This window comes from Pseudomonas sp. 478, from assembly GCF_003254125.1.
Classification (GTDB): Bacteria; Pseudomonadota; Gammaproteobacteria; order Pseudomonadales; family Pseudomonadaceae; genus Aquipseudomonas.
The window spans coordinates 76,216-101,024 of record NZ_QKZG01000005.1; the positions used below are offsets into that span (position 1 = coordinate 76,216).

The window sequence follows — 24,809 nt, forward strand, 5'->3', positions numbered from 1 at the left end:
CGGATATAGGCCTTGCGATAGCGCTTACAAACTAATAACAACTTTTCGTGGGCGACAGAGCGCTTCCACTAGTTGTGTTGTGCTTATGCCGGCAATGACTAGCGCTCTATTCGAATCGTGTTATTGCACCTGGCGCACAAGTGTTATGACCAGATCGGATTTCAAGGTGGCTTTATACGATCCGTCGCGTTGGCGGCTGAGAAATAGAATCTTCGAACCTTCTTTGCCGGTGATCGCCAGGCCATCCGGCTCAGGGAACCAGCCAATCGCAGATTCACCGTCCAGCCAGGCGCTGAGACAATCGGCGCCCTCGCCCAGTGTCTGTTTCGGTTGAAAGTCGATGACACAGACGTTGGACGGTTTGTCCTGCAACGCCTGGGACTCTGGCGAGTCATCTTTGGCGATCAGGGTCGCCTGCCATTTGCCGGCCAGTTCCGAGGGGTCTGCTAATTTCAGGCTGCTCGCCATGGCTACATCTCCAAAAATCATCATGAACGTCGCCAATAGCCACGCGGTTGTTCTGCAGGTGAAGCGGTTATGGATCATAAGGCGCTTTACTCATTTCAAGGGGCAGAGAGCAGCGCGTCTGCGCCGCCCTCCTTTTCACCTCACATCACGCAGCGATGTCGGAGTAAGCCGCCTGGCCCACGGTGCTGACCAGGAAATCAGCCACCCCATGCCCGGAGAAGTCCACCGACAACAGGCTGTTGCCACCCGAAGAGGTCAACACCGCATCGCCTGCCGCACCGGTGAACGCGTTCACGAAATGCAGGCCCGCGCCATTGGTGATGCCGGTCAGGTCGATCTTGTCCAGGCCGCTGACAAAATCGAGGATCTGGTCGACAGCACCGGGTTTGGAATCGCTGCTGGCGGCAAACACGAAGGTGTCCGAACCGGCGCCACCCCACAGTTTGTCTGCGCCGCCCGCGCCGAAGAGGATGTCGTTGCCGGCACCGCCCTTCAGTTCGTTGGACACGCTGTTGCCGATCAGCAGGTCGCTGCCCGAACCGCCGATAGCGTTTTCGACGGTGACGCCCTTGGCGATGGACACGTTACCCACCATGCCGCCAACGTCGGAGAACGAGGCCTCATTGAGGTTGATCTTCTGGTTTTGGGTAAAACCGGAGAAGTCCAGGGTGTCCTTGCCGCCCGCATCCCATACCGAAAACACAACCTTGTCCGACGACGAAGTCGCGCTCAGGAAGTCGCGCCCGGCGTTGGAGTTGAAGCCGTAAGTGGTGTCACCGGTGCGGGTGGTGGTGTTGGCGCCGTAGAGCTTTTGGATGGCCGCGATATCGTCCATCAGCGGACCGGACGAATAAGCTTCGACGCCGCCCTTGCTGAAGTTCTGGCTGGTATTGCTTTCACTCCAGTAGCTCATGACGCTGTAACCGCGGGTGTCTTGCCCGTAGGACGCGTCGTTGTAGGTCGGAGCACCCTCGCCCGCGTTGTAGTCGCCAGGATGGGCAAGGCCCAGGGTGTGACCGATTTCGTGGGTCAGGGTTTGTCGGCCGTAATTGTTCAGGTCCGGCGTTTTGTTTGGCGTGTAGCTGCTGTTGGTCAGGTACCAGGAAGTACCGTCGTAACCTGCGCCCGTACCAGGCAGATAGGCGAAGGCCGCCGCGCCATCCTGGCCGCCGCTGTAGTTGCCGAAGGTCATGTGACCGTCGCCACCCGTGGCCTTGTCGGTGAACGTGACATTGGCCACGTCGGCCCAGGATTGCATGGCCAGAACGGCCTGGCCTTTCTGCTGAGCGCTGAACTGGCTGAAGCCGGTAATCCCGTGCTTGTTCATGGTGCTCGACGACGCAGAGGTCAGGAACGTGTAGGTGAGTTCGATTTTGCCGCTGCCGTCCTTGTCCTGGTAGGCAGCACCATCGCGCAGCAATTGGGTCGCTGCCTGGTCGACGGAGAAGGAGGGTTTGCCATTGACCGTGAGGTTACCGCCCCGATCATACTGATGGCTGAAGCTATTGATCTGGTTGAACGCAGAACTGGATGCAGCCAATGCTTGCAGTGGCTGGAACGCCTGTGCGGCGGTATCAATAGCGTTGTCTTTTACTTTCGACATAAACACACTTCCTTGTTTAGCTATGGAACAGTTTTTTTGTCAGACAGCAACGATCTCTGGCGAGATCGTCCTATCACTCGCCCAATGAAGGCGAAAGAAAACTGACACAATTTGAAATCAACCGTCTACATTTTTTTTTGACGTCAAATTGAGTTGTTCCTGCAAGTACCCGGAAACAATGCCTGTGCTGTCGAAATATTGTTTGTTAGATGGCGGTTTGCGCAAATTGTCTGACAATTTGATATTTAATTATTAAATAGAGGTAAGTTGCTTTTTGTCGATGGAGTCTCACTTTGCTGAACTTATTAATATGAGTGCCAGCGCATTGCCATCAATCAATTAAACGTTTGGTGAGTACCGACTCACATACGGCCAACAAAAATACCGTCCGCCGGAAATCCCAGGCGGACGGACGCGCTAAAGGACGCATTTAAAATTGCGAGATCTCAAAGATGACCTCTACGTGATAAAGGTCATTTCCCCAATCAAGCGTTTCAAAATCCAGCTTGCCGTTGATAGGTTGCTCGGGATAGCTGTTCTGGATGACGACCGTGCCTGTTTTCGCTTCGAAACTGGCCTGACTGCCGTCTGGATGGCTTGATGAATAACCCAGATGAAGTATCTGCTTATCCCCCACCTCATAATGACCACTCGCGTCTTTCTGACTGAGTTGTAACGCCAATAGCGCTGTCCAGCCTTCTCTTTCAGGGTCCGGCATCGTGCCGTGAAAGCGAAGTGTCCCCTCCTGTTCGTCGCGCCAGATCCATGTGGCGTTGAAAGGGTGTTTTTTTTCAGTGTACCGATTAGTGATGCTTCCTTTCAGGGTGCCTGTTGCCTCGCCCTTTGCGGTTTTCGAGGTTCTGGATGGGCTCAACGGTTTGCTGGACATAGTGATTTTCCTTGGCTCCACCGCGGACGATTATTCGCCTGCGTTTGCCCAGCTATTTAGCAAGAAAGCTGCAGAGCTGTAACCTGTCATAAATGACAGGTATAAGAATCTGATTTTTATTCCGAATACATACCTCGTCGACACAGAAAAACCAGACGCCATCGGTCCGGATGGCGTCCACCCAATGCTGATCCCCCTCAGCTCCCCGTACGAATCTTGTTCCAGACCCGCGTCCGAACCCGGTCAATGTTCAGCGGCATCGCCTCCAGCGCAAACAATTTCTCCATCATGTCCGGGCTCGGGTAGACCTTGGTGTCATTCTTGATCGCCGGGTCGATCAGGCTGTCGGCCTGTTCGTTACCGTTGGCGTAGTGCACGTAGTTGCTGATGCTGGCCATGACGTCCGGGCGCAGCAGGTAGTTCATGAAGGCATAGCCGGCCTTTTCGTCCGGGGCGTCTACCGGCATGGCGACCATGTCGAACCAGATCGCGGCGCCTTCCTTGGGAATCGAATAGCCGATGTCGACGCCGTTCCTGGCTTCTTTCGCGCGGTTTTCGGCTTGCAGAATGTCACCGGAGAAGCCGACGGCCACGCAGATGTCGCCATTGGCCAAGTCGCTGGTGTACTTGGACGAGTGGAAGTAGCTGACATGCGGGCGGACTTTCATCAGCAGCGCTTCAGCCTTTTTATAGTCTTCCGGGTTTTTGCTGTGATGCGGCAGGCCCAGGTAGTTCAGGGCCGCCGGCAACAGTTCGGGGCCGTTATCGAGGATGGCCACGCCGCACTTCTGCAGCTTTTTCATGTTTTCGGGTTTGAAAATCAGGTCCCAGGAGTCCACTGGCGCGTTATCACCCAACACGGCCTTGACCTTGGCGATGTTGTAACCGATGCCGGTGCTGCCCCAGAGGTACGGGAAGCCGTGTTCATTGCCCGGATCGTTGGTTTGCAAGGCCTTGAGCAGCGCAGGGTTGAGATTTTTCCAGTTCGGCAGTTGGCTCTTGTCGAGCTTCTTCAGCGCCACGCCTTGAATCTGCCGCGCCATGAAGTGGTTCGACGGAAACACCACGTCGTAGCCGGATTTGCCGGTCATCAATTTGCCATCGAGGGTTTCATTGCTGTCGAAGACGTCGTAGCTGAACGCGATGCCGGTTTCTTTCTGGAAGTTTTTGGTAGTGTCCGGGGCGATGTATTCCGACCAGTTGTAGATCTTGACGGTCTCGGCCGCGTGGCCGAGGGTCGCGAAGAGCGCAAGGGGAGCCAGAGTCAGTGTCTTTCGGATCATGAGTCGATTCCTGATGGGTTTGTTGTTGTTGGCAGGCAATCAGAGGATCAAAAAATCAAAACGTAGGTCTTGCGCACGGTTTCCTGGATATCCCAGATACCGAGGCTGTTGGCTGGCAACATCAGTGCATCGCCGGCTTCTATGTGCAGGATTTCACCGTCATCAGGGGTAAATGTGCAGCGCCCCTGGATGAAGTGACAGAACTCCTGGGCGACGATCTGCCGTCGCCAGCGGCCGGGCGTGCATTCCCAGACGCCGGTTTCGACGCCATCGTCGCGTTCAACGCTGGAAGTCGAGGCCACTGCCACGGGCAAGCCCAGTGGTACGGCGACCGAATTCGACGCTTCCAGCTCCAGGGTTGCGGTGTTCTTGAATTGCGTGATGCTCATGGGAGTACCTATCGATCGATTGAGCCTGTAGGTGAAGAACGCACCATTTACCGCATGAAACCTTCCATGAAGCCGGCGATACCGGTGGCCAGTTTGCGACGCCAGGGTGCGGTGGCCGGGTTGGCCAGGATCTGGTCTTCATGGACGAAGCTGCGGATGATCGCGTTGTAACCAAGCCAGCGGCAGGGCTCCGGCTCCCAGGCCCGGAGCGCGTCGAGCCCTCCCTGAATGACCCACGGCTGGCGAACCAGCTCGGTATCGCGCTGCAGAATCAGGTCGGCCAGTGTCCGGCCACCCAGGTTGCTGGCACCGACGCCCTCCCCGCCATAGCCTCCCGACAAGGCGATGCCGCTAGCCTGATCGCACAGCATGTGCGGCTTGAAACGCCGGGACATTCCCAGATTGCCGCCCCAGGCATGGGTAATCCGCACGTTCTTGAGCTGCGGGAAGAGTTCGCCAAACAGATAACGCCGCAGCTCTACTTCGCTGGTGGTCAAGTCGAAGTCATGGCGCAACTTGGCAGCAAACTGATAACCGCCCCGGGCGCCGAACACCAACCGGTTGTCAGCCGTGCGCTGACCGTAAGTGACCTGGCGACTGCTTTCGCTGAAGGCTTGGCCGCGACTCAGGCCGATTTCATCCCACGTGGCAGCGGATAACGGTTCGGTGGCGACTATCAAGCTTTGCACCGGCAACTGATAACGCCCCAACGGTGGCAAGGTGACTGAGTAACCTTCGACCGCCGGCACGATCCAACGGCTGCGAACCGAGGCTTTCGCCGTGTGCAGGCCACCCGATTGCCATTGGGTGACCGGGCTGTTCTCGTAAATCCTGACGCCCATTTTCTCCACCGTCCGAGCCAGACCTCGCACCAACTTTGCCGGGTGAAGGGTCGCAACGTGCGGTGCATAGATACCGCCATAAGGTTTGGCGACTCTGATCTGTTGCGCCAACTGCTCGGGGTTTAGCCAGCGGTAATCGCTTTCGGTCAATCCCTGGCGATAGAGCGTGTCGAGATAGTGCCGAAGGCTGGCTTCCTGTTCCGGATAGCGGGCAGCGCAATACAGCGCCCCGCCTTTGCGGTAATTGCAGCTGATGTCTTCACGCTCAAGGATGATCCCGACTTCATCCGGAATGCCGTGCAGCAAATCGAAAGAAGCCCGGCGCTGTTCGGGCGACAAGTCGGCGAGCAAGCGGTCTTCGCCCAGCACATTGCCCATCAGCCAGCCGCCGTTACGCCCCGAGGCGCCAAAACCGGCGGTTTGCGCTTCAACGATGGCAATGCTCAGGTCGGGCGCCTGGCGTTTGAGGTAGTACGCGGTCCAGAGGCCGGTGTATCCGGCGCCAATGATGGCGACATCGACGTCCAGATCCTGTTCCAGCGCCGGACGCGCCAATAATGGCTCGTCGAGTTGATCCATCCACAAACTGATAGTGCGCCACGCCGACATGCAAGACTCCGCCACTCAAACTTCGATGGCGTCGATCCTAGTGCGTGGACTCAGAGGCTGTCTTGCGCGCGTGCACGCAAAGAAATTTGTTTTACGTAGGCCTTGGGCGACTGGCCGGTGTGCTGGCGGAAGCAGCTGTAAAACGCCGACAACGAATTGAACCCGGCGGCAAACGCCAGTTCGTCGATACGCAATGGCGGCGTGGCGTGATCCAGTGCGGCGAGCAAATGCTGCAGGCGCGCCTGGTTGACGTATCGGTAGAAGCTCTGGCCAAGCACCTGATTCAGCAGATAGGAAATCTGATTGCGGCTGTACCCGCACTCCTTCGCCACCCGTTGCAGGTCGAGTTCGGGATCGAGATAAGGTTGTTGGCGCTGAAAATATTGCTGCAAGTCTTCAGCCATGAAACTCAGCTGGCGTGCCGACAGCCCGAGCCGACTGACCGCCGGGCGTTGGCTGCTGGCGGCTTTGCTGGAGGGCTGTTCATGCACCAGCGAGGCGTATTCGTTGACCCGCCAGATCAGTCCGTCACGTACGGTAATCGCCTCGCTGGCCCGAAACGACACCAGGCCTTCACCGCCGCGCAGGGTTATACGGTACTGAATGAACGCCGTGTTGCCGTCCAGACGAATACGGTCTGAGTGCTCCAGGGCCTCATCGGGATCGCGGGGCATGCTGCTGCGCACGTATTCACGTAATTCGGACAGCCCCATCACACGGTTCTGGAAAAAATCGCTGTACTGGATCTCTGGATGATAGAGCGCCATCACCCCGTCCAGGTCCCGGTGTTTCCAGCGCAAGTGATAACGCATCACCGTATCGCCCGTGGCCTGGTTTTGCAGCGGACCATCATCATCGGCGTGCATAAAGGACTCAGCGAGAAAAAGCCGAGCTTGCCGAAATTCCGTCTCAGCTTCAATGACCAACCAGTGGTGGCCAACGGCCGAACACCGATCATTTCCATGACCTGCATCAAAAAAACTGAACCAATCGCTAAACGGCCTGAAAAAACCACATTGTTTTCACATTTGGCTGCTACTTTTAAAGGCAGTCACCGGTTGAGCCATTGAAGGTTCTTCCCTCCTAACATGAGCTAAAGGAAGCGCTCGATGAATAAGGCGGGCTATATATGAATAGAGGGTTTAGCAAAGTCACCTTTCCAAACGCCTGCCAGCTGATGCGCTGGCATTTTCATCCCATGGGTTTCGAGGCGAGCATGGATGCGCCGGGCAGCATGATTGCCCGTCTATTTGACCGTGCCAGTGGTGAGACCATGATCGCCATCGCCGGAATTCCTTGCGCGACGGTAATGAATGCTGCGGATGTAGAACGAATAATCGAAGCGGTGGAAGACGAGCTTGAGGCTTTCATTCCGCCAGCCGCCCTCAGGAGCTATGCCTGAAGGCTGAACCTTCAACAACAAGCCCACATTAAGTGGGCTTTTTTGTGCGCGACGATTTTTTACGGTTCACGCCGATGTCTTGCCCTGTCGATGGTCGGCAAAGAATGCCTTGCCCTTGCCGATCCGATCGGACGCTTTAGGCAGGTTGGCCGCCTGGGTGTCTTGCCCATCGACATACCAATAGCAATGACTCACGGCCCGAGTGATGCCGACGTAAGCCAGTCGCAGGATCTCGTCTTTCTGTGCGCTGTCGTACGCTTCGCTGTCGCCTGACTTACCCAGACCTGCCATGCGGTAGACCTGGTTCTTGTACGGTGAACTGGTCAGGTGCTGACAATCACCCAGCAGGAACACGGCGTCGGCCTGAAGTCCCTTGGCGCTGTGATAAGTCAGTTGCTTGAGCCTTCGCGCTTCATACGGCAAGCTAGAATCCACATTAACTACAGACTGAATATGCTCTTCTATCAATGACTTATCGCTGCTTTTTCGATAAAGCATCAAGATTGAATCGCCTTTTTTGTAGTGCTCCATCAGGCGTTTGGCCATGCCTTGATCGTCACGATCGAGAACGTTAACCGGCAGTAATGCCTTCGGCTCGCCACTGGCCTTGGCCTTCTTGCCCGCGATCGCCGGCGCCGCACGAACGATATGTTCGGCAGCATCGATGATGTGCTGGTGACTGCGGTAGTTGTCGCTCAGCATGACTTTGGTCGTGCTGGGTGAAGGGAATTCCTTGTTGAATTCCATGAAGTACGTCGGCGAACTGCCCCGCCAGCCGTAGATGGATTGCCAGTCATCGCCGACACAGAGCAACGACGAACGTTGTGCACCGCGCCCCACGTGCATGGCCGGCCCCCGACTGCGGATTTCCGCCAGGCTCGCGCGAATCCAGGAAACGATCTGCGGCGATACGTCCTGAAACTCGTCGATCATCAGGTGCGACATCGGCCTGAGCAGCTCATCGCTCAGCAGCTTCAGGTTTTCCGGCGAATGTTCACTGAACAAGGCGAACATCCGGTTGTAGGTCATCACCGGTGGCTTCTGATCGAGCAGATGATCTTCCAGCGCTCGCCAGTACAGACTCAAGGCCTCGAAGAAAAATCGGTCGGGGTCGTCTTTGGCAAAACTCATCTGGCCCACGGCATTGGGTACGTCCAGGCCAAGATTCTCGATAAATCCGGCGGCAGCGACAAAACAGTCCAGTAACGGCGCAGAGCTGAGCTCGCCCTTGACCTTGTAATCGAAGCCCGGTCCGGCACTGGCATCGCCTCCAAGAGACGCCAATACACGCTTTGATGACTCGTAACTATCAAGCCATATCAACGGCTTACGACAGAAAGCTTGAAACAGGGTGCGTTTTACAGCCCATTCCGCGCGCACGCTCAATTTGGCATTGGGGCGGCTGACCTGCGGGTTTTCCCGGGGATCGAATCCCAGCACCACCCAAGCGTCCAGGCTCGGAATATAGCCATGACAATGAAATGTCGAGCCGTTGATATCGAATGTGTGGCGCTTCGGCTCGATGCCTTTGATTGGCCAGGCACCCGCGCGAAACCACAAATCTTCGATAGCGTCGCAGAGTTCTTCATCACGCTTGGCGGCCAGTTCGGTCACGGCCATGCGTTTCTGCACGTCCGGGTGATCGCGCTCCAGCTCCTTGAGTTGCAGCGCATGACGGGACAATGGCTTGATCAATTCGCGAAAGCGCTCATCACGGGTGTGCAGGCTGTGATAACAAGCGTTGAGTTGTTGGCGCTGGGCGTCGTTGATGCGCAGGTCGAAAGGATTGCTGTCGACCTCCTCGTCGCCGCTCTGCGCACGGTGACTGAGGTTTTCGAAGGCTTGCAGCCGCTCGAAACCCGGCAGACTGCGAACCATCGGCAGGATTCTCGAATGGAAGGTGCGCACCAGATCGCGCGCCTCTTTGAAACTGAGCGACTGACCCCAGAGTGCAAACAGCTCGATCAGTTTGTTGATGAAGTCTTTGCGCGATTCACGGGTAAAGGTCACCACCGTCATCGAACTCAGCTCGAACCCCAGATAATGGGTCAGCAGCAAAATACGCAACACCAACGTGGTCGACTTACCGGCACCCGCGCCGGCAATCACCGAGGTCGACGGTGTGTCACTGAAGATCATTTTCCACTGCGCGGCGCTGGGCTGGGCGTGCGGTGGCAGCAGTCGAGCGACATCCGTCTTCATGCGCTTCTTCAACTCAGCGCTCAACGGCAGACGCCAATCGTCGAACAGATTCTCGTCAACGTTGGGTGGCCGGTGTTCAGTCGAGCGCGAGTCGCGGATCAACAATACCTGCCGGCCTTCCTCCAACCCTTCAAGTTTGCCTTCCTTATAGCCGTAATCCACGCCGGCACTGTGCCCGCTGCGAAAGCCGTCGGCCTGGCCGTGCAGCCAGGATGCCCGGTGTTGTGCGCGCAGACGCGTCAGGCCATGACCAAAGAACCGGGCGGCCAGACGCTTGAGCAGCGGCATCTCGGCCAGGGGACGAAGTTCAGGAGGAAGATCGGGGGTGTGTTGCGGCACGCGGGCTGACTCCAGGGTGTGAGGCTGTTGAGGGCTATGGTGTCTGCATTTGCCGTTCAGTTCTAGTGAAATGCTTACAGGTCATTGGCTTATGCGATGAAGTGAAGGTTGGATGAGAATCTTTCGAGGTGATTTGATATCAAATTATTCGATTGTATTGAGGCATTTTTTACGCTTTTTATCGATCTATGCCTGATAGATGATGCTCCCCATCAACCACCGGTTCGCGTTTCATGGCTCAGTAGCTCTGCCCCATGACGAACCTTTTCAGGAGACGATCATGCTTGAACTCAGACCCTTCAAATCCCTGGGCGGCGCCAACCATGGCTGGTTGGATGCTCATCACCACTTTTCGTTCGCCGAGTACCATGACCCGAAACGCATGAGCTGGGGCAATCTGCGGGTGTGGAACGACGACGTGATTGCCTCTGGCACCGGGTTCCCGAAACACCCGCACCGGGATATGGAAATCATCACTTACGTCCGTGAAGGCGCAATCACTCACGAAGACAACCTGGGCAACAAGGGTCGTACCGAAGCGGGCGACGTTCAGGTCATGAGCGCCGGCACCGGGATCGCCCACAGTGAATACAACCTGGAAGCCACGGAGACCAGGATCTTCCAGATCTGGATCATCCCGAACGAAACCGGTTTGGCACCGTCCTGGGGCGCGAAGCCCTTTCCAAAAGGCCAGCGCGAGGGTTTCGTAACGCTGGCGAGCGGTAAGGCCGGCGACGATCAAAGCCTGCGGATTCGAGCCGATGCGCGATTGGTGGCCGCGAACCTGAAGGCCGGTGAATCCGCCGAGTATCGCCTGGACAATGGCCGTCGCGCCTATCTGGTACCGGCCACCGGCATCATTGAAGTCAATGGCTTACGTGCACAAGCTCGAGACGGCATTGCGGTTGCCGATGAGCAAGTGTTGCGGGTGACCGCCATCGAAGACAGTGAAATCGTCCTGGTGGACCTGGCTTGATCGGGTAAACGCGGGACAAAAAAAGGGGCGACCGTCATGGCCGCCCCTTTTTACATTCTGGATTACTTCGCAGAGATTGCGCCGTCCACCAGTGTTTGCGCTTCTGCCACCAATTGTTTGAGGTGTTCGTCACTGACGAAGCTTTCAGCGTAGATCTTGTAGATGTCTTCGGTGCCCGACGGACGCGCCGCGAACCAGCCGTTCTCGGTCATGACTTTCAGACCACCGATCGCCTGGTCATTACCCGGTGCATGACTGAGGATGCTCTGGATTGCTTCGCCCGCCAACTGGGTCGAAGTGACCTGGTCCGGCGACAATTTGCTCAGCAGGGCCTTCTGCTCAGGGTTGGCCTTGGCATCGACGCGCACCGAGAACGGTTCGCCCAGTTCGTCGGTCAAGGCGCGATAGGCCTGACTTGGGTCGCGGCCGGTGCGGGCGGTCATTTCTGCGGCCAGCAGTGCCGGGATCAAGCCGTCCTTGTCGGTGCACCAGACGCTGCCATCCTTGCGCAGGAACGAAGCGCCGGCGCTTTCTTCGCCGCCAAAGCCCAGAGAACCGTCGAACAGGCCGTCAGCAAACCACTTGAAGCCGACCGGCACTTCGTACAGGCGACGCCCCAGACGTTTTGCCACGCGATCGATCAAGCCGCTGCTGACCACGGTTTTACCCACGGCCGCATCGGCGCGCCACTGCGGACGGTTCTGGAACAGGTAATCGATTGATACGGCAAGGTAGTTGTTCGGCGCGAGCAAACCACCGGACGGGGTCACGATGCCATGGCGATCGTGGTCCGGATCGCACGCGAAAGCTACGTCGAAACGCTCTTTCAGACCGATAAGGCCCTGCATGGCGTGAGTGGACGATGGGTCCATACGAATCTGACCATCCCAGTCGACCGTCATGAAGCGGAAGGTCGGATCGACCTGTTTGTTGACCACTTCCAGATCCAGACGGTAATGCTCGGCAATCGCCGACCAGTAGCGTACCCCTGCTCCGCCCAGCGGATCGACACCCAGACGCAGTTTGGCATCACGGATGGCGTCGAAGTCGATTACGTTGATCAGGTCGGCAACGTAGGTGTTGAGGTAATCGTGACGATGGGTCGTGCTGGCCTTCAGCGCCTGCTCGTAGCTGATGCGCTTGACGCCAGCGAGCTTGTTGCTCAGCAGTTCATTGGCCTTGGCTTCGATCCACTTGGTGATGTGGGTATCGGCCGGGCCACCATTGGTAGGGTTGTATTTGTAGCCACCGCTTTGCGGCGGATTGTGCGACGGCGTGATGACGATGCCGTCCGCCAGGCCCGACGTGCGTCCGCGGTTGTAACAGAGAATGGCGTGGGAAATGGCCGGTGTCGGGGTGTATTCGTCACCTTCGGCGATCATTACCGTCACGCCGTTGGCGGCCAGTACTTCAAGGGCACTGGTGCCGGCCGGGGTGGACAACGCGTGGGTGTCGATGCCGACGAACAGCGGACCGTCAATGCCTTGGGCTTCGCGGTACAGGCAGATTGCCTGGCTGATCGCCAGAACGTGCCATTCGTTGAAACTCAAGTCGAACGAGCTGCCTCGGTGCCCGGATGTGCCAAACGCTACGCGCTGGGTCGAAATGGCGGCATCGGGCTGACCGGTGTAATAGGCCGTTACCAGTCGCGGGATGTCGACCAACAGTTCTACCGGTGCCGGTTTGCCCGCAAAAGGACTGAGTGTCATGCAAAACCTCTGAAGTAGAGTGGTTCAGGAATAGGAACGCAGTTTACTGGCAGTTTGACCGTAGCGCGATGGGATCGATCCATGAGCGTCACGCAGGGTGGGCGCCCCCCCGTTCAATCGATCGATTCCAGACGCAAGGCGTCCCCTAACAAGCCCATTGCCGCGCCAAGGTCGTGATCACCGCCGAAGGTGTGACTCAGGCGCAAGTGTTGCGCATGCAAGCCCTGGAGACTGAACAGCTCTCCCGGTGCGATCACCACCTGGTGCTTGAGCAGGCGCTGGAACACCCGACGCACATCGACCTGGCGCAGCGAACGAACCCAGACGGTCGCCCCGCCCTGAGGGTCGACAAAGTGCAAGGCATCCCCCAGACGCTCCTGCAACAGTTGCGTCATCTGCACTTTGCGGTCCTTGAGCATCCGCCGTAATACCTGAAGGTGCTGATCGACACGTCCATTGCCGTACAGGCGGGCGATGGCTTTCTGGCGAATCGGTGACAAGCGGAACGAACGCAGCAGAAAGTACCGTTGCAGTTCAGCACTGAAATGCCGCGACAGCAGATAGCCGTATGGCGCTTCCGGTCCGATGATTTTCTCGAAGGTGGAAAACACAATTAGCCGATCAGGGTCCAGCAAGTCGCGAAACCGCTGGCCGTCCGGTTCGAATCCGAGTTCGCCGTAGCAGTCGTTTTCCAACACCCAACTGCCATGTCGCTCCAGCAACTGCGCGACGGCTTGTCGGTTGTCATCGGGTGCCCGGCTGCCTCGCGGCATGTTCAGCCCGGATGAAACCATCACCAGCCGCACCGGCTCGGTCTCCAGCAGCTCCTTGAGCCATTCGACGTCCAGGCCACCGCTCGATTGCACCGCCAGCTCGATCACTCGCACCTGCGCAGCCTGGAGCAACCGCAGAATCGCCCAATCGCACGGCGACTCGACCAACACCGTGGCGTCCTTGAGATTCAACACCGCGATCAGTATTTCCAGCACGCCACGCAGGTCAGCGCCAATATAGACATCGTCGGCGTGCCAGCAGCGCAGCGGCGAGGTGGTGTAGCGCGCTGCCAGGGCAATGCGCAATTCCAGCTCGCCGCAAGGTTGCGATGTCGGTTGCGGCTGACGCGGATACTGACGCAGCAGTTCTCGTTCCAGCAGTAACAACGGACTGTCGAGGGGTTGCAACAACGCCGGTTCATCGGCGCTCAAGACCAGCATTCCGGGACGTCTGGCGTTGACATAAACGGTTTCCAGCAGGTCGTTGCCACCGCTGAGCGTGCTGATGGAGGACACCGGTAACGCGTAATAGCCGGACTTGGCCACCGAATAAACGCGCCCTTCCTTCTCCAGCAGCGAATAAGCGTACTGAATGGTCGAGATAGACACGCTCAGACGCTCCGCCAACTGTCGCAACGAAGGCAGACGGACTCGCGTGTCACTGACCGGTTCGTTGATCAGGTTAGTCAGATATCGGTACACCGCCTGATACGCGAAGTCAGTTTCTCGTGGCCCTTTCATGGGCGAGGGCCGAATGCCGTATGAACGTCATCATGCGTCGTCAAGAAATCTGTCAAGCCACGCACTTTCAGCGCCCCGCTGACCATTCATCCGCCACCGCCGTGTCGTCGTCATAGTCGGTTGCGGCTTGCACACCCGCGCCGTCGATTTCCAGCGCGCCGCCCCTACCCTCATCCGCAGACACCGGGCCCATGCGGTAAAGCTTGCCGATCAAGCTGACAGGCAACCCGCTGACGTCGGTCATCCATTGCAGAACCTGCTCTGGCACAGGATTGCCCTGCATTGCCCGGTGCAAATCAGGCATCGCCACGAGCATGCCGGGGTGGCACTGGCGCAGAAAAAACTCAAGCGCCGCGCCATTCTCGACGAAAGGTGAAAAGAGCAGGCACACCAGTTGAGCCTCGCTCAGGCCAAGGTTTTTTTGAGCCTCGGCCGCTGCCAGCACGCGCTGCTCGCCCAACGTCGCCGGATTGCCGAACGCCTCTACCGCTTGTTCGCACAACCGTTGCGCCAGTTGTTTGCGCCGCATCATCACCAATGCCCGCTGCAGGAATTCGGCGACACCCGTCTCGTAGCCGCGGTCCTGCACGAAGCACGACTGCAAACCCCGTATGTGTGCAGAGATAGAAAGGCTGACGTACTCGTTGTCGCGGAGCTGGGCCGCCAGTTCGTCAGGTTGAAAACCTAGAAACTCGGTGAGCAGTGGCCAACGCTCTTCCAGGTTGCTGACCAACAAGTCGTGAATGTCGATGTACGTGGCGCGACGACAGGTCTCGAATTGTTCGGCCGGACGCCACGCAACCTGGTCATGCTCAGCATAAAAAGCGCGGTAGCAGTCACTGCCCAATTCATCGAGCAGCGCGAAAAGCGCCTCGTAGCCGGTTTCATGGTGATTCGAGGTCTTGAGCCCGGCCTTGGCGGCAGCACGTTTCAAGCCGTCGAGAAACTGCTTCTGCTGACGAGGTGAGTCGCTGCTGATCAATGCATCCACGCCGCTGTCCCAGCGAGCTATTTGCCCATAGAACTCGCCGGTAGCCAGATACCCGTCGTCCCACAGATCAAGCGGCCCGTTCCAGGCGCGACAATGGCCCACCATCAAAAGATTGAGCCGATTCGACTCACGGCCGCCTTCGGAAATCGGCGCCAGGTGGTTGAACGGCAGGACTTCCCGGTTATCAACCATCAACACTTCGACCCGCGGATCGTCGTAGAGGAACAAGGCGCTGTAGCTGCGATGGATGTTTTCCAGGGCCGTCGGGCTTGCGTCGTTCAAGCGCAAGGATGCCACTCGCAACTGAAATGTCGCTGGCGCCCGGCCGGCGATACTCAGCTGCGCGGCGCGCAGCAGCGCCAGGGTGTAACAACTGTCGCGGGACCCGGACTGAATCGCCAGGACCTTGTAATCGCCAATATGCTCCATGCCCCCCGCGGCCACCACCAGTCGCTGAATCATCAGCTGCAATGCCGTGCGTTCGGCGCGCGAGAAGAAACTCAGCAATCGCTGCAGCACTTGCTGATAGACATAGTTCATCGCTTGGTCATGGATATTGGTCATCTTTATTTACCTGATGCTTGTAAGTTCGATATCGCGCCAACAACGACACGCATTGCGCAATGGGTTGCTTGCCACGATTGAAGTACTGGACGCTATTGCCAAATGCTAGCACTTAAGCTTTTAGTAATTATTTGAAATAACTAGAAGTCTCCCCCGCTCCCGCCAGAGACAGGTGGCTGCCAACCCCTGTAGAGCCGGCCTCTTGCGGCTGCGAGCGACATCCTAGGAAATGTCCGACAGCGTCCCACAGACAATTAGCACAAGAAATAGAGAAAGAAGTCACCCATTTTTTTTTGGCAACTGCGCAACGACGAACTATTGGTCGGATATGTATTAACAGTGTGTATTGAAAAGTATCAAGCCGATACCCAGCCATGACTCATTCCTTGAGATGAAAGTAATCATTCAATTATCAAGGCTTATATGATGATTAGAAGATACAGATTGCGAGCAAAAACCAGTTCAGTTGCTGAACTGCCCCATTGACAGCGCAATGGGACGTCTCATTTTGGCAGGGGCTGAAAACAGAAGAGTCCGTGGGGGCACGGACTCTTGCAGAGGGGCTTACATGAAGGGCTTATGCAGGTTCGACCTGGAGGGCGACCCGTTCGCGGCATGGGCATTCGTCCATGTAACGGTGGGCTTCGACAAACTCGGAAAACGGGAAGACCCGAGTCTTGAGCGGCAGCAGCACGCGGTCGGCGGTCATCTGGTTGATATCGCGCAAGGCGCGTTGCAGTGCGACCTGGTCCTGGATGATGCCCAGCTCAGGCTTGCCAGTGAAGTTGCCGATGCAGTGCACAAAGAACTGGATGTTCTTCTGGAACGCTGCGCAGGCCGGGAACGGCGTCTGGTTGCCACCTTGCAGCCCGTACAACACCAGGCTGCCGCGAGGTGCAAGAACATCGCCAAGCAACGACATCTGTGGACCGCCGAGACCGTCGAACACAACGTCCACGCCACGGTTGTCGGTGATCTTGTTGATCTGCATCAGCAGATCCTGTTCTTCGGTGACGATGACTTTCTCGGCACCCAGGGACAGCAGGTTTTCACGCTCTTCTGCGGTCTTGGTCGCGGCAATGACCCGGATACCCAGAGCCTTGCCCAGTTGTACAAAGGACGGACCGGCACAGTGACTGGCGTCGGTCACCAGGGCGAATTGCCCAGGTTTGACCCGTGCCAGATCGACATAAGCGAAGTAAGCGATCAGCAACGGCGTGTAATGCACGCTGGCTTCGATCGGGCTGAGCACGTCCGGGTAGCGGGTCAGTGCCGTGCGCGGCAGGACGATCTGTTCGCCGTAGACCGGATAATCGTTCGGGCTTTCAGCCGGGAAGCTGGCGACCTTGTCGCCGATTGCCAGATCATCGACGCCCTCGCCGACCGCCGTCACGACGCCGGCCATTTCATGGCCAAGGCCTGAAGGCAGACGAGCGTGGGATGAGGCCAGGTTCTGGCGCCAGAGAATGTCGTACCAGCTGATGCCAATCGCCTCGACGCGCACCTGCACTTCGCCCGGCGCAGGGAGAGCGGCCGCATGCTCTTCGCATTTGAGCACCTCGGCTGGACCAAACTTGTGAAAACGGATCGTGCGGGACATCGCAAACCTCGTCAAAGAAACCTCTAATGCCATGAACTCTATCTGGGCTTTCTACCCAAGACTATCAGTGGCTATTAATAGTCGACATGCCTGTCATTGATTCCGCAGCGCCGGCGACATCGTCAAATGCCGTGAAAACCGAAGCAGCCCTTTTCAGGAAAACTGAATTACTCGGTGCAGAGTAGCAGCCTTTCCCCGTAATATTCATGCCGGCCATTGTTCTCATATGGCCGCTCTCGTCAAGCTTGATGACTCTGCCAGGACTCCAGATGAATCGTAATGACCTGCGTCGTGTCGACCTGAACCTGTTGATCGTTTTCGAAACATTGATGCATGAACGCAGTGTGACCCGCGCTGCGGAGAAACTGTTCCTCGGCCAGCCGGCCATCAGTGCGGCGCTCTCGCGCCTGCGCGGGCTGTTCGATGATCCGTTGTTCGTGCGTACCGGCCGCAGCATGGAACCGTCCGCCCGGGCGGTGGAAATCTTCGCCCTGCTCTCGCCTGCACTGGATTCGATTTCCACCGCGGTCAGTCGTGCGGCGGAATTCGACCCGGCGACCAGCACCGCGGTGTTTCGTATCGGTCTGTCGGACGATGTCGAGTTCGCGCTGCTGCCAATGCTGCTCAAGCGCCTGCGCGCCGAATCCCCAGGGATCGTGCTGGTAGTGCGTCGGGCCAACTACATCCTGATGCCGAGCCTGCTGGCCTCGGGCGAGATTTCCATCGGCGTCAGCTACACCGCCGACCTGCCGGCCAACGCCAAGCGCAAAGTATTGCGCCGCAGCATGCCGAAGCTGTTGCGGGCCGACACGGTGCCGGGGCCGTTGAGCCTGGATGATTTCTGTGCGCGGCCTCATGCACTGGTATCGTTCGCCGGTGACCTGAGCGGCTTTATAGATGAAGAACTGGAAAAGCTCGGACGCAAACGCCATGTGGTGCTCGCGGTGCCGCAGTTCAACGGACTCAGCACACTCATCAGCGGGACCGATATTGTCGCGACCGTGCCGGATTACACGGCTGAAGCGCTGACTGCGGCCGGCGGTGTGCGGGCTGAAGACCCGCCGTTGCCGGTGCGCAGTTTTGAATTGCACATGGCCTGGCGTGGGTCGCAGGATAATGATCCGGGCGAGCGTTGGTTACGCTCGCGAATTCAGATGTTCTTTGGTGATCCGGATAGTTTGGCCTGATCCTGATTGTCATGAGGGCTGATGGCCTCTTCGCGGGCAAGCCCGCTCCCACAGGGATTTGTGAACATCACAGACTCAATGTGGGAGCGGGCTTGCTCGCCATGGCAGCGACTCTACGTCTAACTTTTGCATTCCCCGCAACACAGAATTGTCATCAATCCAATTGATAGCCGCCTAACGAAAGGTGCACGCTAGAGAGCTTGGCTGGCGCTTATATCATTCCGAATGATAGTTACCTTTAGCTCATTCGATTCGTGCGATACATCCTCGCCGAGCATCATCCGTCCATTCTCAATACATTGGCGGATGCATCCATGGAACAATCACTCAAACATTTACGCTTCCCGTTGGCCCTGTTGGCCGTACTGGTGATGAGCGCCTGCGGCAAGACTCCGGACACGGCCGCCACTATGCCCGCAGCCAAGGTCAGCGTGGCCAAGGTGCTGGAACAACCGGTTAACGAGTGGGACGAATTCACCGGGCGCCTCGAAGCCCCGGAAACCGTAGAAATACGTCCACGGGTCTCTGGCCAGATCGATGAAGTGGCCTTTACTGAAGGCGCTTTGGTCAAGAAAGGCGACCTGCTGTTCCAGATCGACCCGCGTCCATTCCAGGCCGAGGTCCGCCGCCTCGAAGCCCTGGTTGCCCAATCCCGCGCCACCGCCACCCGCAGCGAAAACGAATCCCAACGCGGTGAGCGTCTGCGCACCAGCAACGCGATCTCCGCCGAGCTGGCCGATTCGCGCACCAGCGCGGCTCAAGAAGCCCGCGCCGCCGTCGGTGCCCTCCAGGCGCAACTGGACCTGGCCAAACTGAACCTGAGCTTCACCCGTGTCACCGCGCCGATCAGTGGCCGCGTCAGCCGTGCGGAAATCACCGCCGGTAACCTGGTGACCGCCGATACCACCGCGCTGACCAGTGTGGTGTCCACCGACAAGGTCTACGCCTACTTCGACGCTGACGAGCGTGTGTTCCTCAAATACACCCAGCTCGCTCGCCAGGGCAAACGCGGTGCGACCACGCCGGTATACCTCGGCCTCTCCAACGAAGACGGCAACCCACACCAGGGCGTGATGAACTTCGTCGACAACCAGGTCAACCCGAAAACCGGCACCATCCGCGGTCGTGCCGTGTTCGACAACAGCGACGGCGCCTACACCCCAGGCCTGTATGCCCGTCTGAAACTGGTCGGCAGCGGCACCTATTCCGCCGTGCTGATCAACGACGAAGCGGTCGGTACCGATCTGGGTAAAAAGTTCGTGCTGGTGATGGATGCCGACAACAAGACTGTTTACCGCTCGGTCGAGCTGGGTCCGAAGATCGAAGGTTTGCGCATCGTGCGCAGCGGCCTGAACAAGGACGACACCGTCATCGTCAAGGGGCTGCAACGGGTTCGCCCTGGTTCACCGGTCACCCCAGAAGTGATCCCGATGGCCAGCGAACAAACCCTCGCGGCACTTGCACAACAACGACAAGCGCTGGAAGCCAGCAACCTGCCCCAAGTCGCACCTGCCAAGGTCGCGCCGGGTTCGGTTGTGAAACTGGCTGCTGCGACTCCACGCGGTTAAGGGATCTCTACGATGAATTTTTCCCAATTCTTCATTTCACGGCCGATCTTTGCAGCGGTACTTTCGCTGCTGATCCTGATCGCCGGCGCTATCTCGCTGTTCCAGTTGCCGATCAGCGAATACCCGGAAGTGGTTCCGCCGACCGTTGTGGTTCGTGCGAACTTCCCGGGTGCCAACCCTAAAGTCATCGGTGAAACCGTGGCCGCTCCATTGGAGCAAGCCATCACCGGCGTCGAGAACATGCTGTATATGTCCTCGCAGTCCACCGCTGACGGCAAGATCACCCTGACCATCACCTTTGCGCTGGGCACCGACCTGGACAACGCACAGGTACAGGTGCAGAACCGCGTGACCCGGACCGAGCCGAAACTTCCAGAAGAAGTGACGCGCATTGGTATCACCGTGGACAAGGCTTCGCCCGACCTGACCATGGTTGTGCACTTGACCTCGCCGGACAAACGCTACGACATGCTTTACCTGTCCAACTACGCCTTGCTCAACATCAAGGATGAGCTGGCGCGTCTGGGCGGTGTCGGTGATGTGCAGCTGTTCGGCATGGGCGATTACTCGCTGCGTGTATGGCTCGATCCGAACAAGACTGCTTCGCGCAATCTGACCGCGACCGATGTCGTGACTGCGATTCGTGAACAGAACCGTCAAGTGGCTGCCGGTGCACTGGGTGCGCCACCCGCGCCGAATGCCACAGCGTTCCAGCTGTCGGTCAACACGCAAGGTCGTCTGGTTTCTGAAGAAGAGTTCGAGAACATCATCATTCGCTCCGGCGAAAACGGTGAAATCACTCGCCTGAAAGATATCGCTCGCATTGAGTTGGGTTCCAGCCAATACGCGTTGCGTTCGCTGCTGAACAACCAACCGGCAGTGGCGATCCCGATCTTCCAGCGCCCTGGTTCCAACGCGATTGAAATCTCCAACGAAGTGCGCGACAAGATGGCGGAGCTGAAAAAGGGCTTCCCGGAAGGCATGGACTTCAGCATCGTCTATGACCCGACGATCTTCGTGCGTGGTTCCATCGAGGCGGTGGTGCACACCCTCTTCGAAGCGCTGATCCTCGTTGTGCTGGTGGTGATCCTTTTCCTGCAAACCTGGCGCGCCTCGATCATTCCATTGGTGGCGGTGCCGGTTTCGCTGATCGGTACGTTTGCCGTGATGCACCTGTTCGGCTTCTCGCTGAACGCCCTGTCACTGTTCGGCCTGGTATTGGCCATCGGTATCGTGGTGGACGACGCCATCGTGGTGGTGGAGAACGTCGAGCGAAATATCGGACTGGGATTGACGCCGGTCGAAGCAACCAAACGTGCGATGCGAGAAGTAACCGGCCCGATCATCGCGACGGCGCTGGTGCTGTGTGCGGTGTTTATCCCGGCGGCCTTCATCTCCGGGTTGACCGGGCAGTTCTACAAGCAGTTCGCCCTGACCATTGCGATCTCGACTGTGATCTCGGCGTTCAACTCGCTGACCCTGTCGCCGGCGCTGGCTGCGGTGTTGCTCAAAAGCCATGACGCACCGAAGGACCGTTTCTCCAAGGTCCTCGACAAGATTTTCGGTGGCTGGCTGTTCCGTCCGTTCAACCGCTTCTTCGACAAGGCCAGCCATGGTTATGTCGGCACTGTGGGCCGGGTTATCCGCAGCAGCGGCATCGCCCTGCTGCTGTACGCAGGCCTGATGGTGCTGACCTTCTTCGGTTTCGCCAACACCCCGACCGGTTTCGTACCCGGCCAGGACAAGCAATACCTGGTGGCCTTCGCGCAACTGCCGGATGCCTCAAGCCTGGACCGTACCGAAGACGTGATCAAACGCATGTCCGACCTGGCCCTGAAACAGCCAGGCGTGGAAAGTGCCGTGGCCTTCCCGGGCCTGTCGATCAACGGTTTCACCAACAGCCCTAACGCCGGCATCGTGTTCGTCACCCTGAAACCGTTCGACGAGCGTAAAGACCCGAGCATGTCCGCCGGTGCGATTGCCGGTGCCTTGAACGGCCAGTACGCCGGGATTCAGGAAGCCTACATGGCGATCTTCCCGCCGCCGCCGGTACAAGGCCTGGGTACTATTGGTGGTTTCCGTCTGCAGATCGAAGACCGGGGCAACCTGGGCTATGACGAGCTGTACAAAGAAACCATGAACATCATCACCAAGAGCCACAACGTGCCGGAACTGGCCGCCTTGTTCACCAGCTACACCGTGAACGTGCCGCAAGTCGATGCCGCTATCGACCGCGAAAAAGCCAAGACCCACGGCGTGGCCGTCAGCGACATCTTCGACACCCTGCAGATCTATCTGGGTTCGCTGTATGCCAACGACTTCAACCGCTTCGGTCGCACCTACCAGGTCAACGTTCAGGCTGAACAGCAGTTCCGTCTCGAACCGGACCAGATCGGTCAGCTGAAAGTGCGTAACAACAAAGGCGAGATGATCCCGCTGGCGACCTTCATCAAGGTCAGCGACACCTCGGGCCCGGACCGCGTGATGCACTACAACGGCTTCATCACCGCAGAAATCAACGGCGCGGCAGCCCCCGGCTACAGCTCCGGCCAGGCTCAAGCGGCCATCGAGAAACTGCTCAAGGAAGAACTTCCGAACGGCATGACCTACGAGTGGACCGACCTGACCTACCAGCAGATTCTGTCCGGTAACACCGCCCTGTTCGTGTTCCCGCTCTGCGTACTGCTGGCGTTCCTGGTACTCGCGGCGCAATACGAAAGCTGGAGCCTGCCACTGGCGGTAATCCTGATCGTACCGATGACCCTGCTGTCGGCCATCACCGGTGTGATTGCTTCGGGAGGCGACAACAACATCTTCACCCAGATCGGCTTGATCGTACTGGTGGGACTTGCCTGTAAGAACGCGATTCTGATCGTCGAGTTTGCCAAGGATAAACAGCAGGACGAAGGCATGAACCCGCTGGCTGCGGTGCTCGAAGCTTGCCGTCTGCGTCTGCGGCCGATCCTGATGACTTCCTTCGCGTTCATCATGGGTGTTGTGCCTCTGGTGTTCTCCAGCGGTGCCGGTGCCGAAATGCGTCATGCCATGGGTGTGGCAGTGTTCTCCGGGATGCTCGGGGTGACCTTCTTCGGTCTGTTGCTGACGCCAGTGTTCTACGTACTGATTCGTAACTTTGTGGAGCGCGGTGAAAAGCGCAAAGCGGCCAAGGCGCTAAAACTGGAAAACCAACTGGAGGCGCAACAATGAGTCTGAAAGCCTTCCTGCCGAGCCTTCTGGTACTGGCCCTGAGTGCCTGTGCCGTCGGCCCGGACTACAAGACCCCAGCCACTGAGCCGGCCAACATCACCACCGCCACCGATGGCAGCGCCGGTCAGAAAAACTACGACCGCTCGCGTTTCGAAGGCATCTGGTGGCAGCAGTTCGAAGACCCGACCCTCAACCAGTTGGTGACTCAATCGCTGAAAGGCAACCGTGATTTACGCGTGGCCTTTGCCCGCTGGAAAGCGGCGCGAGCGATTCGCGATGACGTCAGCAATGACGCCATGCCAACCATCACCAGCCGGGCCAGCAGTGACCTGGCCAAGGGTCAGATCCCGGGCCAGACCACCAAGCGGGTCAATAGCGAACGCTACGACCTGGGCCTGGACATGGCGTGGGAGATCGACCTGTTTGGCCGTATCCAGCGCAACCTGGAATCCGCCGACGCCGAACAGCAAGCGCTCGAAGCCGATCTGTACCAACTGCAAGTCTCGATGATTGCCGAACTGGTGGATGCCTACGGTCAACTGCGCGGTGCGCAGCTGCGGGAAAAGATCGCCCTGGCCAACCTGAACAACCAGCAGGAATCGAGCAAGATCACCGTCAGCCTGCGTGATGCCGGCGTCGGCGATCAGCTCGATGTGGTTCGCGCCGATGCACGCCTGGCGTCCGTCGAAGCCAGCGTGCCGCAATTGCAGGCTGAACAGGTTCGGCAGAAAAACCGCATCGCCACTCTGTTGGGTGAACGTCCGGACAAGCTGACCGTCGACCTGAGTCCAAAAGACTTGCCGGCGATCGCCAAGGCCCTGCCGATCGGTGATCCGGGTGAACTGCTGCAACGTCGCCCGGACATTCTCAGCGCCGAGCGCAAACTGGCCTCCGCCACCGCCCGAATCGGCGTGGCCAAGGCTGATTTGTTCCCACGGGTCAGCCTCAGCGGCTTCCTCGGCTTCACCGCCGGGCGCGGTTCGCAAATCGGTTCTTCGGCGGCCAACGCCTGGGCACTGGGCCCAAGCATTACCTGGGCGGCGTTCGACCTTGGCAGCGTGCGCGCTCGTCTACGGGGTGCCGATGCGGATGCCGAAGGCGCCTTGGCGACCTACGAGCAGCAAGTACTGTTGGCGCTGGAAGAATCGGAAAACGCCTTTAGCGACTACGGCAAACGTCAGCAACGCCTGATCTCGCTGATCCGTCAGAGCGAATCCAGCCGCGCCGCGGCCGACCTCGCCCAAATTCGCTACCGCGAAGGCACGGCGGACTTCCTCGTCCTGCTCGACGCCCAGCGTGAGCGCCTGGCGGCCGAAGACACTCAGGCCCAGGCCGAAGTCGATCTGTATCGCGGCATTGTCGCGATTTACAAAGCCCTGGGCGGTGGCTGGCAACCAGAGACGGTCGCCAGCAAGTAAAGTTTTAACGAGCTCCTTTTGGTTGGTCGCAACCAGCCAATTCCTTTGC

At 58.2% G+C, this 24,809-nt stretch carries 18 protein-coding genes; 6 read left to right on the forward strand and 12 right to left on the reverse strand.

What is annotated here, in order from left to right; genetic code table 11:
- Positions 1–120: 120 nt before the first annotated feature.
- From DFS28_RS12155 to DFS28_RS12185, 7 genes are all read right to left on the reverse strand, one after another.
- Positions 121–546 carry an AprI/Inh family metalloprotease inhibitor gene (locus DFS28_RS12155; RefSeq protein ID WP_111449969.1) on the reverse strand — a complete coding sequence of 142 codons (426 nt, stop codon included), beginning with the start codon at positions 544–546 and terminating at the stop codon, positions 121–123.
- A gap of 67 nt (positions 547–613) precedes the next feature.
- Positions 614–2,071, reverse strand: a complete 1,458-nt coding sequence (locus tag DFS28_RS12160) for a serralysin family metalloprotease (RefSeq protein WP_111449970.1) — start codon at positions 2,069–2,071, stop codon at positions 614–616.
- Between the two features lie 430 nt (positions 2,072–2,501).
- Positions 2,502–2,960 (reverse strand): hypothetical protein, encoded by a 459-nt coding sequence (locus DFS28_RS12165; protein ID WP_111449971.1) that lies wholly within the window; start codon positions 2,958–2,960, stop codon positions 2,502–2,504.
- A gap of 197 nt (positions 2,961–3,157) precedes the next feature.
- Positions 3,158–4,243, reverse strand: coding sequence for a polyamine ABC transporter substrate-binding protein (locus DFS28_RS12170; RefSeq protein WP_111449972.1), 1,086 nt, complete (start codon positions 4,241–4,243; stop codon positions 3,158–3,160).
- Between the two features lie 47 nt (positions 4,244–4,290).
- Positions 4,291–4,632, reverse strand: coding sequence for a cupin domain-containing protein (locus DFS28_RS12175; protein ID WP_111449973.1), 342 nt, complete (start codon positions 4,630–4,632; stop codon positions 4,291–4,293).
- Positions 4,633–4,679: 47 nt separating this feature from the next.
- Positions 4,680–6,083, reverse strand: coding sequence for an FAD-binding oxidoreductase (locus tag DFS28_RS12180; protein ID WP_111449974.1), 1,404 nt, complete (start codon positions 6,081–6,083; stop codon positions 4,680–4,682).
- 50 nt (positions 6,084–6,133) lie between these two features.
- Positions 6,134–6,949: an AraC family transcriptional regulator gene (locus DFS28_RS12185; protein ID WP_111449975.1), complete on the reverse strand. Its 816-nt coding sequence runs from the start codon at positions 6,947–6,949 to the stop codon at positions 6,134–6,136.
- A 263-nt stretch (positions 6,950–7,212) separates the two neighbouring features.
- Here DFS28_RS12185 and DFS28_RS12190 point away from each other — a divergent pair, with 263 nt between their 5' ends.
- On the forward strand, positions 7,213–7,485 hold the full coding sequence (locus DFS28_RS12190) for a DUF1652 domain-containing protein (RefSeq protein WP_111449976.1): 273 nt from the start codon (positions 7,213–7,215) through the stop codon (positions 7,483–7,485).
- 66 nt (positions 7,486–7,551) lie between these two features.
- On the opposite strand, the gene DFS28_RS12195 is transcribed toward DFS28_RS12190, so the two are convergent.
- On the reverse strand, positions 7,552–10,026 hold the full coding sequence (locus DFS28_RS12195; RefSeq protein WP_111449977.1) for a UvrD-helicase domain-containing protein: 2,475 nt from the start codon (positions 10,024–10,026) through the stop codon (positions 7,552–7,554).
- A gap of 280 nt (positions 10,027–10,306) precedes the next feature.
- On the opposite strand from DFS28_RS12195, the gene DFS28_RS12200 reads away from it, so the two are divergent.
- Positions 10,307–11,002: a pirin family protein gene (locus tag DFS28_RS12200; protein ID WP_111449978.1), complete on the forward strand. Its 696-nt coding sequence runs from the start codon at positions 10,307–10,309 to the stop codon at positions 11,000–11,002.
- A 62-nt stretch (positions 11,003–11,064) separates the two neighbouring features.
- Here the strand turns inward: DFS28_RS12200 and pgm are convergent, their stop codons facing one another.
- From pgm to DFS28_RS12220, 4 genes are all read right to left on the reverse strand, one after another.
- Positions 11,065–12,711, reverse strand: coding sequence for a phosphoglucomutase (alpha-D-glucose-1,6-bisphosphate-dependent) (gene pgm, locus DFS28_RS12205; protein WP_111449979.1), 1,647 nt, complete (start codon positions 12,709–12,711; stop codon positions 11,065–11,067).
- A 113-nt stretch (positions 12,712–12,824) separates the two neighbouring features.
- The gene (locus DFS28_RS12210; RefSeq protein WP_111449980.1) at positions 12,825–14,225 is read right to left on the reverse strand and encodes a PLP-dependent aminotransferase family protein; all 1,401 of its coding nucleotides are present in this window, start codon (positions 14,223–14,225) and stop codon (positions 12,825–12,827) included.
- 67 nt (positions 14,226–14,292) lie between these two features.
- On the reverse strand, positions 14,293–15,780 hold the full coding sequence (locus tag DFS28_RS12215) for a hypothetical protein (RefSeq protein WP_111449981.1): 1,488 nt from the start codon (positions 15,778–15,780) through the stop codon (positions 14,293–14,295).
- Positions 15,781–16,357: 577 nt separating this feature from the next.
- The gene (locus DFS28_RS12220) at positions 16,358–17,380 is read right to left on the reverse strand and encodes a zinc-dependent alcohol dehydrogenase family protein (RefSeq protein WP_111449982.1); all 1,023 of its coding nucleotides are present in this window, start codon (positions 17,378–17,380) and stop codon (positions 16,358–16,360) included.
- A 269-nt stretch (positions 17,381–17,649) separates the two neighbouring features.
- On the opposite strand from DFS28_RS12220, the gene DFS28_RS12225 reads away from it, so the two are divergent.
- The 4 genes from DFS28_RS12225 (at position 17,650) to DFS28_RS12240 (ending at position 24,760) form a co-directional block, all read left to right on the forward strand.
- Entirely contained in the window at positions 17,650–18,567 is a 918-nt protein-coding gene (locus DFS28_RS12225) for a LysR family transcriptional regulator (protein ID WP_008156370.1), read from the forward strand.
- Positions 18,568–18,881: 314 nt separating this feature from the next.
- Complete coding sequence (gene mexE, locus DFS28_RS12230) at positions 18,882–20,135, forward strand: multidrug efflux RND transporter periplasmic adaptor subunit MexE (protein WP_111449983.1); 1,254 nt, start codon at positions 18,882–18,884, stop codon at positions 20,133–20,135.
- 12 nt (positions 20,136–20,147) lie between these two features.
- Positions 20,148–23,342: an efflux RND transporter permease subunit gene (locus tag DFS28_RS12235; RefSeq protein WP_111449984.1), complete on the forward strand. Its 3,195-nt coding sequence runs from the start codon at positions 20,148–20,150 to the stop codon at positions 23,340–23,342.
- Complete coding sequence (locus DFS28_RS12240; protein WP_111449985.1) at positions 23,339–24,760, forward strand: efflux transporter outer membrane subunit; 1,422 nt, start codon at positions 23,339–23,341, stop codon at positions 24,758–24,760. Before DFS28_RS12235 ends, DFS28_RS12240 begins: the two co-directional genes overlap by 4 nt.
- Positions 24,761–24,809 lie beyond the last annotated feature (49 nt).

What these genes read in the sequence shown, in the direction of transcription:
- DFS28_RS12155 (WP_111449969.1), bottom strand. Translation starts at nt 546, where the DNA reads ATGATCCATAACCGCTTCACCTGCAGAACAACCGCGTGGCTATTGGCG.
- DFS28_RS12160 (WP_111449970.1), bottom strand. Translation starts at nt 2,071, where the DNA reads ATGTCGAAAGTAAAAGACAACGCTATTGATACCGCCGCACAGGCGTTC.
- DFS28_RS12165 (WP_111449971.1), bottom strand. Translation starts at nt 2,960, where the DNA reads ATGTCCAGCAAACCGTTGAGCCCATCCAGAACCTCGAAAACCGCAAAG.
- DFS28_RS12170 (WP_111449972.1), bottom strand. Translation starts at nt 4,243, where the DNA reads ATGATCCGAAAGACACTGACTCTGGCTCCCCTTGCGCTCTTCGCGACC.
- DFS28_RS12175 (WP_111449973.1), bottom strand. Translation starts at nt 4,632, where the DNA reads ATGAGCATCACGCAATTCAAGAACACCGCAACCCTGGAGCTGGAAGCG.
- DFS28_RS12180 (WP_111449974.1), bottom strand. Translation starts at nt 6,083, where the DNA reads ATGTCGGCGTGGCGCACTATCAGTTTGTGGATGGATCAACTCGACGAG.
- DFS28_RS12185 (WP_111449975.1), bottom strand. Translation starts at nt 6,949, where the DNA reads ATGCACGCCGATGATGATGGTCCGCTGCAAAACCAGGCCACGGGCGAT.
- DFS28_RS12190 (WP_111449976.1), top strand. Translation starts at nt 7,213, where the DNA reads ATGAATAGAGGGTTTAGCAAAGTCACCTTTCCAAACGCCTGCCAGCTG.
- DFS28_RS12200 (WP_111449978.1), top strand. Translation starts at nt 10,307, where the DNA reads ATGCTTGAACTCAGACCCTTCAAATCCCTGGGCGGCGCCAACCATGGC.
- pgm (WP_111449979.1), bottom strand. Translation starts at nt 12,711, where the DNA reads ATGACACTCAGTCCTTTTGCGGGCAAACCGGCACCGGTAGAACTGTTG.
- DFS28_RS12210 (WP_111449980.1), bottom strand. Translation starts at nt 14,225, where the DNA reads ATGAAAGGGCCACGAGAAACTGACTTCGCGTATCAGGCGGTGTACCGA.
- DFS28_RS12215 (WP_111449981.1), bottom strand. Translation starts at nt 15,780, where the DNA reads ATGACCAATATCCATGACCAAGCGATGAACTATGTCTATCAGCAAGTG.
- DFS28_RS12220 (WP_111449982.1), bottom strand. Translation starts at nt 17,380, where the DNA reads ATGTCCCGCACGATCCGTTTTCACAAGTTTGGTCCAGCCGAGGTGCTC.
- DFS28_RS12225 (WP_008156370.1), top strand. Translation starts at nt 17,650, where the DNA reads ATGAATCGTAATGACCTGCGTCGTGTCGACCTGAACCTGTTGATCGTT.
- mexE (WP_111449983.1), top strand. Translation starts at nt 18,882, where the DNA reads ATGGAACAATCACTCAAACATTTACGCTTCCCGTTGGCCCTGTTGGCC.
- DFS28_RS12235 (WP_111449984.1), top strand. Translation starts at nt 20,148, where the DNA reads ATGAATTTTTCCCAATTCTTCATTTCACGGCCGATCTTTGCAGCGGTA.
- DFS28_RS12240 (WP_111449985.1), top strand. Translation starts at nt 23,339, where the DNA reads ATGAGTCTGAAAGCCTTCCTGCCGAGCCTTCTGGTACTGGCCCTGAGT.